At 54.0% G+C, this 17,847-nt stretch carries 16 protein-coding genes and 1 tRNA gene; 8 read left to right on the forward strand and 9 right to left on the reverse strand.

Annotated elements, in window-relative coordinates; translation table 11 throughout:
- Nucleotides 1–96: 96 nt before the first annotated feature.
- Nucleotides 97–2,754: a glycoside hydrolase family 2 TIM barrel-domain containing protein gene (locus tag QET93_RS12100; protein WP_280132197.1), complete on the forward strand. Its 2,658-nt coding sequence runs from the start codon at nucleotides 97–99 to the stop codon at nucleotides 2,752–2,754.
- 284 nt (nucleotides 2,755–3,038) lie between these two features.
- Complete coding sequence (locus tag QET93_RS12105) at nucleotides 3,039–4,907, forward strand: OPT family oligopeptide transporter (RefSeq protein WP_280127339.1); 1,869 nt, start codon at nucleotides 3,039–3,041, stop codon at nucleotides 4,905–4,907.
- A gap of 68 nt (nucleotides 4,908–4,975) precedes the next feature.
- Here the strand turns inward: QET93_RS12105 and QET93_RS12110 are convergent, their stop codons facing one another.
- A complete protein-coding gene (locus QET93_RS12110) occupies nucleotides 4,976–6,013 on the reverse strand; it encodes a YeiH family protein (RefSeq protein WP_280127340.1) in 1,038 nt (345 codons plus the stop codon).
- An 81-nt stretch (nucleotides 6,014–6,094) separates the two neighbouring features.
- Nucleotides 6,095–6,994 (reverse strand): LysR substrate-binding domain-containing protein, encoded by a 900-nt coding sequence (locus tag QET93_RS12115; RefSeq protein WP_280132198.1) that lies wholly within the window; start codon nucleotides 6,992–6,994, stop codon nucleotides 6,095–6,097.
- A gap of 141 nt (nucleotides 6,995–7,135) precedes the next feature.
- Here QET93_RS12115 and QET93_RS12120 point away from each other — a divergent pair.
- Both QET93_RS12120 and mutL read left to right on the forward strand, forming a co-directional pair.
- Nucleotides 7,136–7,211, forward strand: a tRNA-Glu gene (locus QET93_RS12120).
- Nucleotides 7,212–7,352: 141 nt separating this feature from the next.
- On the forward strand, nucleotides 7,353–9,221 hold the full coding sequence (mutL, locus tag QET93_RS12125; protein WP_280132199.1) for a DNA mismatch repair endonuclease MutL: 1,869 nt from the start codon (nucleotides 7,353–7,355) through the stop codon (nucleotides 9,219–9,221).
- A gap of 15 nt (nucleotides 9,222–9,236) precedes the next feature.
- Here the strand turns inward: mutL and hemC are convergent, their stop codons facing one another.
- From hemC to QET93_RS12160, 7 genes are all read right to left on the reverse strand, one after another.
- Nucleotides 9,237–10,166, reverse strand: coding sequence for a hydroxymethylbilane synthase (gene hemC, locus QET93_RS12130; protein WP_280132200.1), 930 nt, complete (start codon nucleotides 10,164–10,166; stop codon nucleotides 9,237–9,239).
- On the reverse strand, nucleotides 10,163–11,164 hold the full coding sequence (hemA, locus tag QET93_RS12135; RefSeq protein WP_322190005.1) for a glutamyl-tRNA reductase: 1,002 nt from the start codon (nucleotides 11,162–11,164) through the stop codon (nucleotides 10,163–10,165). Before hemA ends, hemC begins: the two co-directional genes overlap by 4 nt.
- A gap of 11 nt (nucleotides 11,165–11,175) precedes the next feature.
- On the reverse strand, nucleotides 11,176–11,937 hold the full coding sequence (gene ccsA, locus QET93_RS12140) for a cytochrome c biogenesis protein CcsA (RefSeq protein WP_280132201.1): 762 nt from the start codon (nucleotides 11,935–11,937) through the stop codon (nucleotides 11,176–11,178).
- 9 nt (nucleotides 11,938–11,946) lie between these two features.
- On the reverse strand, nucleotides 11,947–12,750 hold the full coding sequence (gene folE2 / locus QET93_RS12145) for a GTP cyclohydrolase FolE2 (protein WP_280127346.1): 804 nt from the start codon (nucleotides 12,748–12,750) through the stop codon (nucleotides 11,947–11,949).
- 92 nt (nucleotides 12,751–12,842) lie between these two features.
- Nucleotides 12,843–13,088, reverse strand: coding sequence for a 30S ribosomal protein S18 (gene rpsR, locus QET93_RS12150; RefSeq protein ID WP_280127347.1), 246 nt, complete (start codon nucleotides 13,086–13,088; stop codon nucleotides 12,843–12,845).
- Between the two features lie 36 nt (nucleotides 13,089–13,124).
- Complete coding sequence (rpmG, locus tag QET93_RS12155; RefSeq protein ID WP_280127348.1) at nucleotides 13,125–13,298, reverse strand: 50S ribosomal protein L33; 174 nt, start codon at nucleotides 13,296–13,298, stop codon at nucleotides 13,125–13,127.
- A 34-nt stretch (nucleotides 13,299–13,332) separates the two neighbouring features.
- A complete protein-coding gene (locus QET93_RS12160; protein ID WP_280132202.1) occupies nucleotides 13,333–13,953 on the reverse strand; it encodes a TraR/DksA family transcriptional regulator in 621 nt (206 codons plus the stop codon).
- Nucleotides 13,954–14,233: 280 nt separating this feature from the next.
- Here QET93_RS12160 and QET93_RS12165 point away from each other — a divergent pair, with 280 nt between their 5' ends.
- From QET93_RS12165 to QET93_RS12180, 4 genes are read left to right on the forward strand one after another with little or no spacing between them, the layout of a single operon-like run.
- The gene (locus QET93_RS12165) at nucleotides 14,234–15,190 is read left to right on the forward strand and encodes an ROK family protein (protein WP_280132203.1); all 957 of its coding nucleotides are present in this window, start codon (nucleotides 14,234–14,236) and stop codon (nucleotides 15,188–15,190) included.
- 7 nt (nucleotides 15,191–15,197) lie between these two features.
- The gene (locus QET93_RS12170; protein WP_280132204.1) at nucleotides 15,198–16,181 is read left to right on the forward strand and encodes an RsmB/NOP family class I SAM-dependent RNA methyltransferase; all 984 of its coding nucleotides are present in this window, start codon (nucleotides 15,198–15,200) and stop codon (nucleotides 16,179–16,181) included.
- Between the two features lie 9 nt (nucleotides 16,182–16,190).
- Nucleotides 16,191–16,697, forward strand: a complete 507-nt coding sequence (locus QET93_RS12175) for a metallophosphoesterase family protein (RefSeq protein WP_280132205.1) — start codon at nucleotides 16,191–16,193, stop codon at nucleotides 16,695–16,697.
- Nucleotides 16,694–17,095 carry a (deoxy)nucleoside triphosphate pyrophosphohydrolase gene (locus QET93_RS12180; protein WP_280132206.1) on the forward strand — a complete coding sequence of 134 codons (402 nt, stop codon included), beginning with the start codon at nucleotides 16,694–16,696 and terminating at the stop codon, nucleotides 17,093–17,095. The genes QET93_RS12175 and QET93_RS12180 overlap by 4 nt, the downstream gene beginning before the upstream one ends.
- The last annotated feature ends 752 nt before the right edge of the window (nucleotides 17,096–17,847 follow it).

Here is a 17,847-nt window from a genome sequence, read left to right on the forward strand (position 1 = left end):
CCCGCGCTCCGCACAGTCGGCAGCGCGGGTGTCTTGTCTGGGGGCATCGGTCATTTCATGATAGAATTCGAGTTGTTCATTCGTATATTAACGTCAATGAAAACGACTCCCATCCTCATTGCTTCTTTGCTGTTAAGTTCTTTCCCCGGAATTTCAAATACACCTCCCAATCCTCGTCCCGTTCCGGAATTTGCAAGTGCCGGATTCTTCAACACTCAGGGCAGCCCACGTCAGGCTCACGATTTCAATGTGGGATGGCGCTTCGTTAAGGGAGATCCCAAGGGGGCACAGGAAATCAGCTTCGATGATTCAGCGTGGGAAATTGTCAACACCCCGCATGGGCTGGAGCTCGTTCCGGAAGAAGCCAGCGGATGCTCCAATTACCAAGGCCCGGCCTGGTACCGCAAGCATTTCACAGCTCCGGAATCGCTGCGAGGTAAAAAGGTCACCCTGTATTTCGAAGCCCTCATGGGAAAAGCCGACATTTACGTCAACGGCCGGAAAATACAAACCCATCTTGGAGGTTATCTGCCCGCCATTGTCGACGTAACGGATATCCTCATCCCCGGGCAGGAAAACATCGTCGCTGTCCGCGTCGATAACAAAAACGATCCATCCTATCCGCCAGGCAAACCCCAGGAAACACTGGACTTCGTGTACTTCGGCGGCATCTACCGCGATGTTTACCTCATTGAAACCGATCCGGTACACATCACCGATGCCAACGTTGCCAACCAGGAAGCCGGAGGCGGAATCTTTTTCCGAACTCTGTCCGCCACCGACGACCAAGCCCGAGTCGGAGCCAAAGTCCATGTCGCCAATGAAAGTAACCGTGAGCGTAGCCTGTTTGTTGAGACCGTCCTGACCGATTCACAAGGCAACAAAAAGGGCGGCTACAAATCTCCCCTCAAGTTGAAGCCGGGAGCATCCGCACATGTGGATGGAGAATGGGATATCAAATCCCCTGACTTGTGGTCACCCGACTTTCCCCGGTTATCGCGCCTCACCGTTAATGTCATTGAAAATGGTAAAGTCCTGGATTCCCAAACCATCAAAGTCGGCATCCGCCACTTCGTCATGAACGACCAGGGATTTATCCTCAACGGGAAGCCTTTCCCCGGCAAGCTGATCGGCGGCAACCGCCACCAGGATTTCGCCTACCTCGGCAATGCCCTTCCCAACATCGGACAGTGGCGCGACGCGAAAAAACTCCGCGACGCCGGTTTGCGAGTCGTCCGTTCCGCCCACTACCCTCAGGATCCCGCCTTCATGGACGCAGCCGACGAACTGGGGCTCTTCGTGATCGTCGCTACTCCCGGCTGGCAGTTCTGGAACAAAAACCCGCAGTTCGGAGAACTCGTCTACGACAATATACGTCAGATGATCCGGCGTGACCGCAACCACCCCAGCGTCTGGGTCTGGGAACCCATCCTGAATGAAACGCCCTACCCCGGCGAATTCGCGCAAAAAGCATACGAGACCACGCACAAAGAATACCCATATCCTTCATGTTATGCCGGATGTGATGACAGGGAAGCTGGTGCCAACAAATACGATCTGATTTACAGCCACCCTGCCACCGTCACGGAAAACACGGTCAGCGCAGCCGGTCCCCTCAACGACTCGCGCCGCTTCAAAGGCAAAGCCTACTTCACCCGTGAATGGGGCGACAATGTCGATGACTGGGGTTCCCACAATTCGTCGAGCCGCGTTGCCCGCGAATGGGGCGAAGTCCCCATGTTGATTCAGGCCAATCATTACACCAATCCCAACTACAATTACACCTGTTGGGAAACCCTGTCCCAGGCTCCCGCTTACCATATCGGCGGTGCCCTCTGGCACCCCTTCGACCACCAGCGCGGCTACCACCCCGACCCTTTCTACGGTGGGATCATGGATGCCTTCCGCCAGCCGAAAACATCCTGGTACGCCTTCCAGGCACAACGCCCGGCGGATACCAGTGCTTCGTCCATGGCCAGCGGCCCCGTCGTGCACATCGCCAATGACATGGATCCCTTCTCGCCCCAGGACGTCACCGTCTTCACTAATTGCGACGAAGTGCGTCTCACGGCATTCGAGCGCGAACCCGTCACCCTGAAAGTACGTAAGGAAGGCCAAATGCGCCCTGGATCGACGGTACTCTTCCCCAAGGCATTTGATTTCATGACTCTCAAATCATTGACGCGCGAAGGCAAAGGGCAGCAATGCTACATGCTGGCCGAGGGGCTGATCGACGGTAAAGTCGTCGCCTCGCACCGGGTAGCTCCCGCCAGACGCCCATCCCTGATCACGCTAACGCCGGACAACGAAGGAATCCCCCTTCGCGCCAACGGTACGGACATGATGGTTGTCATCGCATCCATTACCGACAAGGATGGTAACGTCAAACGCCTCAATAACGAAATGATCGAATTCTCCATCGAAGGAGAAGGAACCATCGTCGGCGATGCCTCAATCGGAGCCAATCCCCGCGCCGTCCAGTGGGGTACGGCTCCCGTCATAATCCGCAGTACAACCAAATCCGGTAAGATCAAGCTCATGGCCAAAGTCCTCCATCCCGGAGCCCAAAAGCCCGCCTCTGCCGTACTGGAACTGGAAACACTTCCGCCCCAGGAAAGCCTCATCTACAAGGAAATACCCGGTCGCAAGGAATCCGGCAACTCGGTTCATAACCTGGAACAGGAAAAGCAGCTCAAGGAAGCGGCCCTCAAGAAAATCGACGAAGTCAAAAAACAACAATCCGCTTCAGAATAAATACCCCCCCGGGAAACTTTGCATGACACAAGGTCTCCCGGACATTTGAACAAATCCCGTTTCCAAGAGGTCTTACCCTTATCAGTCAGGTGTGGAAGAAGGAGAGAGCTTCCCCCTACTTCTCCAAGAAGCAGTACTGAGTCACAAAAAGGTAGTAAGTTGGTAAAGAAGCCCATGTACAGAAGTACATGGGTTTCTTACTTTAAGATGATTTCCTATTATCGGTCTTTTCATAGCTCTTCCTTCTTCCCATGTTCTTTTTTCTATGGTAGTTTGTCTCCCGTATGCTGGAAAATGTTGACGAAACGAAGCCAACCCCTCTCTCTTGTCTAGACAAACCCCTGCCGTTGGACGGCTTTAAGGGAACACCTGATGAAATTGAACAACAATGGTATGACCAGGTTTACCGCGGTTCCGGAGACACGATTAAACAATTGACTGTCCGCGCTGTCGTTGTCGGCATGCTGCTCGGTTCCATCCTATCGCTGACCAACCTGTACGCCAACCTGAAAATGGGATGGTCTTTCGGTGTAGCCCTGACGGCCGGCATCATTTCCTTCGCTCTGTGGAATGCCTTCGTCAAAATCGGGATTTCCAAAAACCCGATGACCATTCTTGAAAACACGTGCATGCAGTCCGCTGCCAGTTCCGCCGGTTATTCTACCGGGGGCACGCTAACCTCCGCCGTCGCCGCCCTCCTTCTGCTGACGGGGCAGCACATGCCTCTAGGTGTCACGTTCGGCTGGATTTTCTTCATCGCTGTCCTGGGTGTCACAATGGCCATTCCGATGAAACGGCAAATGATCAATATCGAACAAATCCGCTTCCCCGACAGCATCGCAACGGCAGAAACTCTCAAAGTTTTATACTCCGAAGGTAAAAAGGCAGCCGGCCAAGCCAAGGCCCTGCTCTATTCCGCCCTCTTCGCATCCGCCAATGCCATTGCCATGGCCTGTGGCGGGGAAAAATGGCTTGGTCATATCCAGCAACAAATCATCGGTAACTGGTATCAAAGAACCGTCTTCTTCAAATGGGACCTCATGTTTGTCGGCGCCGGCGCCCTCGTCGGGATGAAAACATCCCTGAGTTTGTTCATCGGAGGGACGGTATGCTGGATTCTGTATGTACCGTGGCTCGAAAGCCAGGGGCTTCTCGCCGTCGGCGCCGGTTACCGCGATTGCGTCGGATGGACCCTCTGGGGAGGGACAGCCTGTATGGTTGTCGCCAGTCTCGTTTCCTTCCTCTTTCAATGGAAGAGCATTGCCCGTTCCTTCTCTTCTCTGGGAGCCATGTTCTCCTTCGGGAAAAAGCGAGAACTGACAGATGTGGAAAAAATCGAGACGCCGATGACCTGGTTCCTGACTGGCCAGCTCATCTCCCTGATCGCCTTGAGCTATCTCGCCCACACCACGTTCGACATTCCCTACTGGATGAGTTGCATCGCCGTCTTCATTTCCTTCTTCCTGGCTCTCGTCGTCTGCCGCATCACCGGCGAGGCCAACATTACGCCGACAGGTGCCATGGGCAAGGTTACCCAGCTCATTTTCGGAGGCATCGCTCCGGGACACGTCACAGCCAACCTCATGGCCGCCAACATCACTTCGGGAGCCTCCAGCGCCTCCGCAGACTTGCTCGTAGACCTGAAAGTAGGCTACCTCCTCGGAGCCAATCCCAGACAGCAATTCATCGCCCAGTTCTCCGGCATCTTCCTGGGAACACTGGTCTCCGTTCTCGCTTTCCGCTCTCTCGTACCCGATGTCGATGCCTTGCAAGCCTTCAATGCGCCCGGAGCGAGAACTTGGGCAGCCACGGCGGAGGCCCTCGGCATGGGATTCAGCCACCTGCACAGCATCAAAGTACTGTCTATCATCATAGGCGGCATTCTGGGGATTATTCTCGTCCTTGCGCCCCGCTATATTCCCGCCACGGCTAAATGGCTTCCCACGCCCATAGGATTCGGACTGGCATGGGCCATCCAATGGAATGATTCCCTCCTGTTCTTCCTGGGTGCCGTCCTCGGCTGGGTTGCCGACCGTTTCATCAGCGGCAAATCCAAAGAGTTCAAAATCCCGACCGCATCCGGCATCATCGCCGGTGCAGCATTAACGGGCATGGCTATCCTGCTCTTTAGCGTTTATCAAGCCAGCAAATAAAAAGCCGGATATTTCCTCTGGAGCCATTCATTCCCCATCGTTCTCTTGAACGACGGGGAATATTTTTTTCAGTCCGACAGGGAAGTCCCGTACTTCACCAAAGCATAGCCGCCCGCAACCAGCCATACATACAAAATAGCGGCCAGAAGGAAGGGTTTGGCTCCGGCCTTTTTAAACTTGTCAAAACTTGTTTCCGTTCCCAGTGCCGTCATAGCCATTGTCAGCAGGAAAGTATCCAGGCTGTTAATTCCCTGGACGAGGGAAACCGGGAGAAGATCCAGCGAATTGATTCCGATCACGGCTAGAAAGCCGAAGGCGAACCAAGGGATGGTAATGACCGTCTTCTCCGCTCCCTGCGCCGAACTTGCCCGGGCCACGCGACGTGCCAGAAATATGCTCAACACCAACAGCACGGGAGCCAGCATCATGACACGGATCATCTTCACGATCACCGCCGGATCTGAAATTTCAGTACCCATGGCATTGCCTGCACCAACGACATGAGCCACTTCATGGAGAGTTGCCCCCGTGAACAATCCCATCTGTTCCGGAGTCAGGTCAAACAACCCGGCCCGGTAACAGGCTGGATACAGGAACATGGACAAAGTTCCGAAAATGACAACCGTCGATACGGCCACTGCTGTCTTGTGCGGCTGGCACTTCACCACCGGTTCGGCGCCAAGCACGGCTGCGGCACCGCAGATGGAACTGCCCACCGCCGTCATCAGAGCCGTATCGCGGTCCATCTTCAAGAGGCGTCCGGCCAGTACGCCGAGAATAATCGTTGAGACAACGATTACGGCATCAACGGCAATCGCCGGAATCCCGATTGCCATCACACTCTGAAAGGTTAGACGAAATCCGTACAGGACAATCCCCAAACGCAAAATCCTCTTCGTGCAGAACAAGATACCCGGCACCCAGGTCTCCGGCAACTGGTTCCTCAGGCTGTTCGCATAGATCATCCCTAAAATAATGCCGACAATCAAGGGGCTGAAAGACAAACTTTTGACGAACGGTATGTCGGCAATATAAAAAGCAGAACAGGAGAACAGGACAATCAGGAGAATGCCATGGAGGATGTTACCGTGTTTTTGAATAAACATATTAAATGGGAAAAGATGCAGAACGGATGGTCTTATACGCCTCTTTCATCAAAATATCTAATAATAACATCTTATGATCAATTACATTTTGTTATAATAATCCAGGCAAAATCGAATCATCAACCCGCTGAGACGGCTCTGTTCTCCATGCGGAGTCACAAATCGGAATACCCTTGTCACATCAAAATTCCGGACGGGGACACGCACCAAAGCTCCCCGTTCCAATTCCTCCCGTACGGCAAAAAGAGACAGGAACGCGCAAGCATTCGACTTCGATAAATAGCGTTTGATACTCTCACTGCTACCCAGACGCATGGACACGCTCAGTTCATTTTCCAGAATCCCTTTCTCACCAAGGGCCTTCCTGACAACAGCCTGTGTTCCGGATCCCGCCTCCCGCAGCACCAAAGGAAGCTCCCTCAATTGCTCCACCGTCCATTCCCGACGGACCAGAGCCGGATTGGACACTGCCGTTACCAGCACGATCTCATCCCGGATAAAGGATCGGTAATGGAGATCGGCATGCTCGCCGCTGCCCTCGATAAGTCCCAGTTGGACAACTTCGCCGACAACTGCCGCCTCAATACATTCCGTGTTTCCATCCATCAAATCAACCCGGATATCAGGATACATACGGTGAAACAATGCCAGGATGGGCGGCAGGACATACTGGGTCAGCGTCGTACTGGCCCCCATGTGCAGATACCCCTGCAGACGGGAAGAATCCCCTGCCATAACCTCATTCAGCAGAGCATACTCCTTCAAAATGCGTCTGGCAGGCACCAGGAGTTTCTTCCCCTCCTCCGTCAGCGCCACTTTACGTCCGCTCCTCTTGAACAACCTGCACCCGAACTGTTGTTCCAGCTCCCGGATGTGACGCGTCACGGCAGGCTGCGTAATAAACAACTCCTCCGAAGCCCGTGTAAAGCTTAACCTCCGTGCAACCGTTTCAAAAACTTTGAGACGAAAATCAGTCAGCATAAAATCGCCTTGTTATACTACCGGAAAAACTGAAACTCAACCGTATTGCGCACTCGACACCATTTCTGATACCGAAAATCGTTGAAATTTCTTGCCAGAATTTTAGCGCTATGATTAAATCCCGCCGCGCAAACGGTCAACGACCAGTTCGTCTAGCGGTCCAGGACTCTCGCCTTTCACGCGAGCAACACGGGTTCGATTCCCGTACTGGTTGCCAGTTTGCAAAAGCCGCCTCCGGGCGGTCTTTTTGTTTTCAGCGGAAGAGGACAGGCAATCTGCTCGCCAAACTCTCCTGTTCATGGTATGAAAAAAACGATTTTCCACACGGCAATTCGTACCCCTTTCCCATCTCCAAACCATGAGCAACATTCACGTCATGTCCGATATTCTGGCGAGCCAGGTCGCCGCTGGAGAAGTCGTGGAACGTCCCGCTTCCGTCATCAAGGAACTCGTGGAAAACAGCCTCGATGCCGGGGCACGCACCATCACCGTAGAAATCACCAGGGGCGGCACCGCCCTCATCAAGGTCACGGATGACGGATCGGGCATGTCCCGAGAAGATGCCCTGCTCTGCCTCCAGCGACATGCGACAAGCAAACTGATGGACCTTGACGGTCTTTTCGCCATCCATCATCTGGGATTCCGGGGAGAAGCCCTCCCCAGTATCGCCAGCGTATCGCGCCTCAAGCTCTCCACACGGGAAAAAGACGCCCTCGAAGGCTGTGAACTCAACATCCATGCCGGAATTCCGGAAGAGCCGAAATCCTCGGGGATCTCACCGGGAACCTGCATTGAAGTCCACGAACTCTTTTACAACACGCCCGCCCGCCGGAAGTTCCTGAAATCCCAGGAAACGGAATCAGCCCATGTCGAACACCAGCTCCGCCTGCACGCCCTCGCGTTCCCGGAAGTCCGGTTCATCTTCCGCAAGGACGGTCAGACAGTTTTCGACCTCCCCGGTACGCACGATCTGCAGGCACGCATCGCAGCCTTGACAGACCACCGCACGGCGGATGCCCTGATCACCATCCCGGAAACCATCGGTACAGGCGTCACCGCTACCGGCTATCTCCTGCCACTCTCTGAAGCACGACGCAACAAAAAGGGACAATTCGTTTTCCTCAACCATCGCCCTATCGACGACCAACTTGTCGGCCGCGCCATCCGCGACGGCTTCGGAGGATTCCCCTCCGGCCTCCATCCCGCTCTGTACCTGTATCTGGAAGTAGAGCCTGCCCTCGTCGATGTCAATGTCCACCCGGCAAAAAAAGAAGTCCGTTTCCGGAGACCATCGGACATTGTCTCCTGCGTCATCGAGGCTATCTCCAGTGCCCTGTCTTCCCATGCTCGAGCCGATCGCGATCCGGAAATTTCAGAGTCGATAAAGCCTCCCAAAGCTGCGGAAGAAATACAGGAGTCCCCCCCCGCCCCTCCTCATCAACAACCTGTTGCCGTACTTCAGGCAGAACCTGTACCCGGTAAAAAAATACCGCCCCCGCTTTCGAAAAAGGAACCAAGCATCCCCTCCTCTGCCCACAGTCTCCAGCCTCCTCCCCGAGCCGCCTCTCCGGCAGGTGCGTTGCGACCTCTGCCTGCAGCACAATCCCATCTGCCCCTGGAAAGACCACAGCCAGCGCCCCTGCGAAAAAGCGCCGACTTTCACTATCTGGGATCCCTCAACGCCACCTACGCCCTCTTTGAAAACAACGATGGACTCGTCCTCCTCCACCCCAGGGCGGCAAGAGAACGCATCATTTTCGAAGAGCTCATGAAACATGCACGCCAAGGCATCAAAAGCCAGGCTTTGCTGGATCCCGTCATGCTGGAACTCGATCCGCGCGACTTCGCCGTCCTGAACGAGCTTGCCCCTCACTTCGAACAAGCGGGCATCAACATGTCTCCCTTCGGACAACGCACCATGCGCGTCGAATCCCTGCCCGCCATGCTACATCCGGAAAACGCCCGTTCCTTCATTCTGGAACTCATCGACCGCATCACAGACACCGAATCCGGAAAAAAAGCGGGCAGGTTGACCTTCGAAGCGTTTTCTACAGAACTGGCACAAAAATCGTCCCGTTCGGAAAAAATCAATTTTTCCCTTTCTCCCGACCTTCTGGAGCGCCTTCTCAATTGCGAAGTTCCTTACTGCACCCCGTCCGGCAAGCCGACCATGACGATGTTCTCCATGGCGGAACTTGCCCGGAAATTCAACCTTCCCGGCCGTTAAGCAAAAGCCTTTTCCTTACAAACGCTTCCAAAGGCGTTCGGCAAGAATTTCCGGCTCGTCAGCCAAGCCTTCGAGGGAATCGGCAAACGGAGGCAAGCCTTCACTGTCGCGGAATAAAAGGGCTCGCAAATTCATCATGCCCCCCGGCAAAAGTTCCGCGTGTACGCCCACAGGCGTCGAACAGTCTGCTCCCAGCAACCTGAGGAACTCACGTTCCGCCCGCGCTTGCAAATGAGTTTCGGCATGGTCGATCGCGGAGAGAATCGCGCGCATTCCCGCATCTTCCTTCCGGATTTCCAGGCCCACAATCCCCTGACCCGCAGCCGGGACAAACACGTCTCCCGGAAGCAGTTCCATGCGAAGGGACACACCGTCGCAGCAAGATTCCGATGCAAACAACCCAAGGCGTTCCAACCCGGCACGAGCCAGGATAATGCCGTCAAGCGCCGGATTAGCCGCCAGCTTGGCCAGACGCGTCGGTACATTACCCCTCAAATCTTCAAATTTCGTTTTCTCCCCCCAAAAGACCTCCCCCATCCTGCGCCGCCGGACACTTCCCGTTGCAATGCGGCGACAAAACCGGGAATTTTGCCCCTTGAACACCAGTACATCATCCACATGAGCCCGCGGCAAAACGGCAGCCAGCTCAAACTGGGCATCCAATTCGCTGGGCATATCCTTCAGACTGTGGACGGCAAAATCGATTTCTCCGTTTTCCAGCGCCTGCTCGATCTCCTTCAGGAAAATCCCCTTGTCCGCAATACCCGCTACACGAGCCACCTGGGAAAGAGGTACATCCGTCCTCCGATCTCCCGTCGTGGAAATAATCTTCACAGTCACGCCAAGATCCGGCCAGGCACGGGACAAAGCCTCCTTCACCATATCCGTCTGCTTGAGGGCCAGAGCGCTGCCGCGCGTACCGAGAATGATGCTGGAACGGGTCATAACTGGTCGAGTGTGGGAAAATGTTTCATCATGTCCTGTTCGATAATATCCTCGCAGTGCCGGATTTCCCTCGCTCGTGAACGGCGAGCTTCATCCGCGAGAAGTCTCAGGGTATCGATGTCGTACACATAAACTTCATCAATATCTGCCGTAGCAGGATCAATGTTACGGGGAACGGAAATATCAATCAGGAAGAGGGAACGGAACTTTCTTGCCTCACGCAGGGGCAGGAGCAGATCCCGGGTAATCACATAATGCGGGGCCGATGTCGCAGCAATGACAATGTCGATATGCTTGAGATACTCGCACCACTGTTCATAACGGATCGCTTCGCCTTCCACCATGCGGGCAAGTTCTTCAGCGCGTTCATGCGTACGATTGGCTACGAAAATACTTTTGGCGCCGCGAGATTTCAAGGATTGGGCCGTTACCCGGCTCATTTCACCCGCACCAAGAATCAAGACCTGGGAACCTTTCAATTCGCCAAAAATCTGCCCGGCCAAATCCACGGCAACAGAGCCGATTGAAGTCGCTCCCACGTTGATTTTCGTCTCACGGCGCACCTTCTTTCCAATGCTGAACGCCTTCTGGAACACCTTGTTCAAAATCCCCCCCGTCATCCCGGCGGACAAAGCGATGCGGTAGGCTTCCTTGACCTGTCCGAAAATTTCCGTTTCTCCCAGAACCATGGAATCCAACCCGCTCAATACGCGGCACAAGTGCCTCATGGCATCTACTCCCGAGCATTGGTAAAAATACCCGTCCCGGCACTCGATATTTTCCCGGGAACCCGTGAAATACTCCCGGATAGCCTTGGCAGCCAGCTCATGGTCATCCGCACAGAAATAAATTTCCATACGGTTACAGGTAGAAAGCACGACACATTGGTCAATCGGAGTTTGCTCCAAAAGCTCCGCCTCTGCTTTGGCAAGGCGAGGCCTGGCAATGGCAAAGCATTCCCTGATTTCCACCGGAGCCGTCCGGTAATTCAATCCCAAACACGACAAACTCATTGCAAAACAAGGAAAATACTCAAAGACAACACATACAGTCCGATCGACCACCACGCCAGCACCTTTCCGGGCAAGCCACGCAGATACGTTACGGAGATCAACAGCAAATACCCTACGCTTACGGCCGCAGCCACAACGCACTTCGCAACGGGAATCGCCATCCAGGCTTGCAATCCGCATATCTGGGCCAGCATGAGGAGAAGAAATCCCGCATCAATCAACCGGATCATGCATGATTGCAAAGTTCTCACCGGAGGAAGATTGCGGCTCAACCCCGTCAAACGCCCGGCCTTCATCAAGGAATTTTGAATCAGGAATACGACTGCCGACAGAGCCGACAGGCCCAGCGCCCCATATCCCAGCATTGCCAGGCCAATGTGCCATGTCAGCCAGCCCTGCCCGGCAAGAGATTGAACCACCGGATCGTAAAACAATACTGCCAGTAAGGATAAAACAGCCACCAACGGTGCCGTAAACGCACCGATCACCGACATCCGGTAGGGACGCCCCAGAACAAGGTAAAAGGCATTCAAAGCCCATCCCAGGAAAAACAACACTTCGGAACGTCCGCGGATCGGACATGTCGCCCCCAAAGCGCTACGCTCCATCAAAGCTGCGGATTGAATCAGCATCAATACCAGCATCAATACCCACACAAAGCGCCTGTTCCGGCCGGGATGGAACAGGCTTAGCGCACCGGATCCGGACACACAGAGAGCCCAGACAACCGCGGCGATCATCCAGTATTGATCGTTCATGACCGCAGTTTACTTCTTTTCCAACACTCTTTCAATCACGGCGTACGCCTGATGATTATGGATGGACTCGAAATTTTCAGCTTCCACCCGATACCAGCTGAATGCGGAGTGCTGTTCCGTTTTCATAGCCACATTGCGCACAAGGTCTTCCACGAATACAGGATTTTCATAGGCGTGATCCGTCACCCACTTTTCATCGGGGCGCTTCAAAATGCTGAACACGCCGCAACTGGCACAGGATTCCACCAATTCAATCAAATCTTCGATCCAGATCGGCTGCGACGCAAAACGCACGGAATAGGTTACAATCCCGCGCTGGTTGTGCGCACCGCGTTCACTCATCGCCTTGGAACAAGGGCAGAGCGTCGTCACGGGAACGCGGACAGTCAGGATGAAATCGATCAAGCGATCCCTGACGGCTTCCATCTCAAAACAGACTTCATAATCCATCAACCCGGGAATCCCCGTGACGGGAGCATTCTTGCTCTTGAAAAACGGGAAGCACATTTCCACATGGGAACGGCTCGCCGACAACCGGGTCAGCAGTTCTTTCGGCAGGGAAACGGCTGAATGAACATCCATTTGGGGACCGCGATTATGCAACACTTCCAGGAAGCGGCTCATGTGCGTTCCCTTGAATTCCTGAGGGAGATCGACAGCCAGGGAAAGAGTCGCCACGGTCGACTGGGTTCTGTTTTCCTTGTCCTTGATGACAATGGGATACCGAACTCCCTTCACTCCCACCCGGTCAATGGAGATATTGCGGGAATCTCTTTCCGCCTGGGTATCCCTAAGATTTTGAATCGGACTCATCGAAAGGAAATACAACGAGAGTCTGCCCGGATGATCCGGACAGACTCCCGCCTTAAAGACAAATAATTCTACCGAAAGATCACCGAAAAAGATTAGGGGAGCAGATTGACTGCCCGGGATCTCCTGATCTCACGAGTGATCTTGCGATGCATTTTGGCGGAAACGCCAGTCACGCGACGGGGCAGGATCTTGCCCGTTTCCGACGTGAACTTGGAAAGAAATTCCGGGTTCAGGAAATTGATTTGGTCAACGGGAATATCGTGGCGACGGCGCGGCATCGTGCGGTTGCAGCGACGAAAACGAATACGGCGTTCGACAGTCTTAGGTTCTGTAGACATAGTAAAAATGATTGGGGTAAACCGGAAGGAATACGATTAGCGCATTTCGCGGTGAAGAGTGCGGCGCTTCAGGAAAGGATTATACTTAATCTTTTCCAGACGGTTAGGCGTACGCAGGCTCTTTTTGTTACGCGTGGTGACGTAGCGGGACGTCGGCTTTCCTTCGGCTTTGGCCTCGGTGCATTCGAGGATGATGATGTCTCTAGGCATGATGAATATAAGTTTCGGGAAAAAGGCTTTTACACTATTCCTCGTCTTCGTCAAGAGAAACTGTAAAGTCCGGATCATTTTGCATGCCTGCGAAGCCCAGGGCATCGCGGGTCGTGAACTTGACGGCGCGGCCTTTTTCTTTTTCCCATTTTGCCTGGCATTCAACTGTTAACCGGGCAAAAGGAATGGCTTTCAGACGCAAAATCGGGATCTGTTTGTAGGACATTTCGCAAATTCCATACGTTCCGACTTCGATGCGCTTGAGGGCTTCTTCAATCTCGGACAGGGCGTTTTGATCCTTGGCAAGAAGGCTCAGTGCGAAATCACGGTCATAGGCATCACTGCCGGCATCGGCCTGGTGTTCTCCGGAACCGGAAGCCTCGCTTCCTTCTGGATGCGTTTTAAGAGCTTCCCGGGCAACGCCATTCATGGAATCCAGAATATTATCCCGAAGATCCAGAAGATGCTGCTTCTGGCTTTCAACGAACTTCATCCACTTGGCGTCCTTTTTCAGATCGTCCATAGCTTTGATCATCGCCGGAGAAAGGGCTTTCTTAACCGTAGCGGCCGTTACGGCCTCAACGGGTGGAGCGTCGGCAACCGAATTCTTTTTCCCGCCGTGGGCGGAAGAAGACTGGGGAGTTTCTTTTTTCATAGTGTGTTCATTCGCGGCCGATGAAACGGCGTTTTTCCAGAAGTTGTTTTTTGGGAGGAACCAGCTTGGGCGCCGGATTCCTGAAGGATGGATGCACGGGAACGGAGCTCTCCGTAACCCAGCTTTGAGAAGGATATATGTTTTTTTTGCTCCGGTTCAAGAAGAATCGTTATGATCTCTGCCAGCCTGCCGGTCTATTCCACGGAGAATGCGGCAAAGCCGGCAGCATTTCTTTTTTCGGCTTTCCTTCCCGGCATATTTTTTGGTATGGAAAAAAGAAATGAGCCAAAATGAAATTCCAACCATCGGTATCGACTTTGGAGGCACCTCTATTAAATTAGGAGTCGTCCTCGGAAGCCAGGTGATCGCCCAGGCACCTTCCATCGCCACTCAGGAGTATGAAACCCCGGAGGAATTGATTCAGGCCATTTCTCAGTTCGTCGGCATGCTTCGCGCCAGCCATCCGGAAGCCTCGGCTATCGGCATGGGCATGCCCGGCTTCGTCAACCATTATGAAGGAACGGTCTTTACGCTTACCAATGTCGCAGGATGGGACAATATCCCTGTCCGCGATCTGCTCCAGGCCGCCACCGGCCTTCCTGTCTGTGTAGAAAACGACGCCAATTGCATGGCCTACGCCGAATGGCAGCTCGGTGCGGCTCGCGGCAAAAAACACGCCATCTGTCTAACCCTGGGTACCGGAGTCGGCAGCGGCATCATCGTTAACGGGGCTCTCCTGCGCGGAGCAACCTGTTCCGCCGGAGAACTGGGACAAACCAGCATCGACTACAATGGACGGCTCGGTCACTATGGCAACCGCGGATCCCTCGAAGATTACATCGGCAACAAGGAGCTCGCCGCCGATGCCCGTTCCATGTACGCCTCCCACGGCCAGGACAAAACCATTGTGGACTGCAATCCGATTACTCTGGAAAAAGCTGCTCTCAACGGAGACCAAATCGCCCTGAAGATCTGGAACGACATCGCCCGCAAACTCGCCTGCTCTCTTATCAACTGCTGCTACCTTTTCAATCCGGAAGTCATCGTCATCGGCGGAGGCGTTTCCAAGGCCAAGGCTCTTCTGTTCGATCCCCTGCAAACATTTATGCGCGAGCAAATGCCGGAACCGCTCGTCAAGCACCTGCAGATCATCCCCGCCATGTTCGGCACGGAAGCCGGCATCATCGGGGCAGCGCGCCTGGCCCGCGACACATTCTCCGGGGAAACAAACGCCTGACCCTTCCATGGGACAAGACGCCCCCACCCCGGAGGACCGCCTCATCTCCCGCCTGGGAATCCCCCCGGATGAGGCAAAGGCTTTGAAGGTCTGCCTGACACAAGGGCAATCCTCCCGTCGAGCGCTCGTCCTGACTCCGCGAGCCCCGGAAGGCTATATTCCTCCCGGTGCCCAAACAGGCTCCGGGGAAATCCCCCCCTGGATAGGCGAAGGTATCTACCCCGTGGATGAAACGGTTCCCTGCGACGAAGATTCCTGTGGTGCGCCCGGCGATTATGCCGAAGGCTACTATTACCCGCTGGATCTTTCCTCCGTCTGGGAAACCGCCCCACTCTCACAACTCCCTCCCCCGCAAAGATGCCTGGACATGTGCGCCGCTCCGGGCGGGAAAAGCATCCTGGCTCAGGCAAGACTCCGCCCCGGTCTGCACATTTCGAACGAAATCCATCCCAAACGCCTGGGCATCATGCGCCACAATCTATCTCGCTGCGGGTTCTTCCACATGTTCACCCAGCGCCTCCGGCCAGACCAATGGGCGGCACAGGCTCCGGAATGTTTCGACCTCATTCTGGTCGATGCCCCATGCAGCGGGCACTCCATGCTCGCCAAAGGCATCCCCAATCCGGGTTGTTTCCATACATCCACGATCAGCGGCAACGCCAAACGCCAGAGAGGAATTCTTCTGTGTGCCTTGAAAACACTTTCGCCGGGGGGGCATCTGCTTTACACAACTTGTACATACGCCCCGGAAGAAAATGAAAAAACCGTCGCCTGGCTCCTGAAGCGCAACCAGGACATGTACGCCGTCGAAACTCCGGCACTGGCCCGCTTCCAAGTACCATCAGCCCCTTTCCCCTGTTACCGTCTTCTACCTACGGCAGGTCTGGGAGCAGGGGGATTCACCTGCCTTCTCGCCAAAAAAGGTTCCATTCCTTCCCGGCTTCCGGAAATTCCCGAAGAGTTACTTGCCTGGCCCGTCAGAGAACGCTAGCATGGCAACATGCTCATTGCAGCCATCAGCGACATCCACGACCACACGGTCAATTTGGCTCTGATTCTGGAAGAAATTCGGGAGAGCAACTGCAGCCGCATCGTCTGCATGGGGGACATTTGCGAACCTTCCACCCTGCATGAACTGATCGAATCAACCCGGGGAATTCCCGTCGACATTGCCTATGGCAACAACGACGAAGCATACGGGCTTCAAATGGTCGCATCCAAAGCCGCCCACATCACCCTTCAGGGATCAGTCGGCAAACTTACCTCGGACAACTTCAAACTTGCCTTTACCCACTACCCTCACCATGCAGGTAAACTGGCAGCAAGCGGCATGTACGATGCCGTTCTCTACGGTCACGATCACCGGGCGGCCGTTTCACGCATCGGCTCCTGCATCCTGGCCAATCCCGGTGAAGTCGTCGGCAACCGATCGGGCAAATCCTCCTACGGCATTCTCGACACGGAGGCAAAAACCTTCACCATCCATCCCCTGACCTTCCATCCATGATCGACGTCTGCTGCGCTCTCCTCGAAATCCATACGGAAATCGGTGGCACTATTACCATGGCTGCCCGCAAAGGCAGCAATTCCCATCTCGCCGGGCTTTGGGAATTCCCCGGAGGCAAATTGGAACCGGGCGAATGTGCCGAAGAAGCGATCATCCGGGAAATCCGGGAAGAACTCGGATGCGAAATCTCAGAGCTCATTCCATTGCCTCCCCACGAGCATGATTACGGAACCCATGCCATCCGCCTTTTCCCCTTCATTTGCAAGTTGGCCCCCAATTCTCCCTTCCCGGCCTGCCGTGAACACGCGGCTCTTGCCCTCCTCTCCCCGCAGCACCTGGCAACTCTGCCATGGGCTCCCGCCGATCGGCCCGTCCTTAATGACTACCTCGGAATCTAATCCAAATTCCCCGGAAAATCATTCACCGGAAACTGCACCCTTGCACAAAAAATCGTATTTAAAAACGTTAAAATAACATATTTTCACGTTGCAAAAGCACACACGAACACACCGACAAGCACATTAAGTACTATCGTTTATTATTTACAATAAGCATATTATATCATTTTTTACACCACCGTGACATCCTGATCCACAGAAAAAAAATATTCACATAAAATACTTTTTTATCTTGACGATAAGAAAAGAATTCACTAGTAGTAGGCCAACTCCCTAACACAGCAATGATGTCTGGCTTTTATCGCTCGCGTCTACGCTGCAGGATATTGGGCGTTCTGTGATTCATTCGCGGTTACGCCCAATATCCCGGTAGCGAAGCAAGAAGGAAGAAGCCGGTTCCCATTGTTAACCCCAGTCATCATCATGTCACCGTGGTAACAGACAAGGGAAACCTTTATTCTTGATCTGAGCCGCACGGCTCTCAGGAACAGGTTTTAGGAAACTGTAGGAGCTTCCCGTATACAAAACGGAAAAGCAGACTACCGATCCACTTCTGAAACCAGAAGAAACAAAGAAAAGAGAAAGAGAAAGACAGGGGGCTGTTCCGTCGGGAGACGGAGCAGTCCCTATTTCTTTGTTCTATTTCCACCCGGTATATTGAAGATATCAATCCCGATCACATCCAAGGTCCTATTTCTTTGTTCCATTTCTTCCCTTGTGAAATCCCTTATTTGATTCAACCACATTTTTGA

The sequence above is a fragment of the Akkermansia sp. N21116 genome (genome assembly GCF_029854705.2).
Lineage (GTDB): Bacteria > Verrucomicrobiota > Verrucomicrobiia > Verrucomicrobiales > Akkermansiaceae > Akkermansia.

Excerpts from the sequence above, each read along its gene's own strand:
- QET93_RS12115 (WP_280132198.1), bottom strand. The coding sequence starts at position 6,994 with ATGCTGACTGATTTTCGTCTCAAAGTTTTTGAAACGGTTGCACGGAGG.
- mutL (WP_280132199.1), top strand. The coding sequence starts at position 7,353 with ATGAGCAACATTCACGTCATGTCCGATATTCTGGCGAGCCAGGTCGCC.
- rpmG (WP_280127348.1), bottom strand. The coding sequence starts at position 13,298 with ATGCCTAGAGACATCATCATCCTCGAATGCACCGAGGCCAAAGCCGAA.
- rpsR (WP_280127347.1), bottom strand. The coding sequence starts at position 13,088 with ATGTCTACAGAACCTAAGACTGTCGAACGCCGTATTCGTTTTCGTCGC.
- QET93_RS12175 (WP_280132205.1), top strand. The coding sequence starts at position 16,191 with ATGCTCATTGCAGCCATCAGCGACATCCACGACCACACGGTCAATTTG.
- QET93_RS12160 (WP_280132202.1), bottom strand. The coding sequence starts at position 13,953 with ATGAAAAAAGAAACTCCCCAGTCTTCTTCCGCCCACGGCGGGAAAAAG.
- folE2 (WP_280127346.1), bottom strand. The coding sequence starts at position 12,750 with ATGAGTCCGATTCAAAATCTTAGGGATACCCAGGCGGAAAGAGATTCC.
- QET93_RS12165 (WP_280132203.1), top strand. The coding sequence starts at position 14,234 with ATGAGCCAAAATGAAATTCCAACCATCGGTATCGACTTTGGAGGCACC.
- QET93_RS12180 (WP_280132206.1), top strand. The coding sequence starts at position 16,694 with ATGATCGACGTCTGCTGCGCTCTCCTCGAAATCCATACGGAAATCGGT.
- hemC (WP_280132200.1), bottom strand. The coding sequence starts at position 10,166 with ATGACCCGTTCCAGCATCATTCTCGGTACGCGCGGCAGCGCTCTGGCC.
- QET93_RS12105 (WP_280127339.1), top strand. The coding sequence starts at position 3,039 with ATGCTGGAAAATGTTGACGAAACGAAGCCAACCCCTCTCTCTTGTCTA.
- QET93_RS12170 (WP_280132204.1), top strand. The coding sequence starts at position 15,198 with ATGGGACAAGACGCCCCCACCCCGGAGGACCGCCTCATCTCCCGCCTG.
- QET93_RS12100 (WP_280132197.1), top strand. The coding sequence starts at position 97 with ATGAAAACGACTCCCATCCTCATTGCTTCTTTGCTGTTAAGTTCTTTC.
- ccsA (WP_280132201.1), bottom strand. The coding sequence starts at position 11,937 with ATGAACGATCAATACTGGATGATCGCCGCGGTTGTCTGGGCTCTCTGT.
- QET93_RS12110 (WP_280127340.1), bottom strand. The coding sequence starts at position 6,013 with ATGTTTATTCAAAAACACGGTAACATCCTCCATGGCATTCTCCTGATT.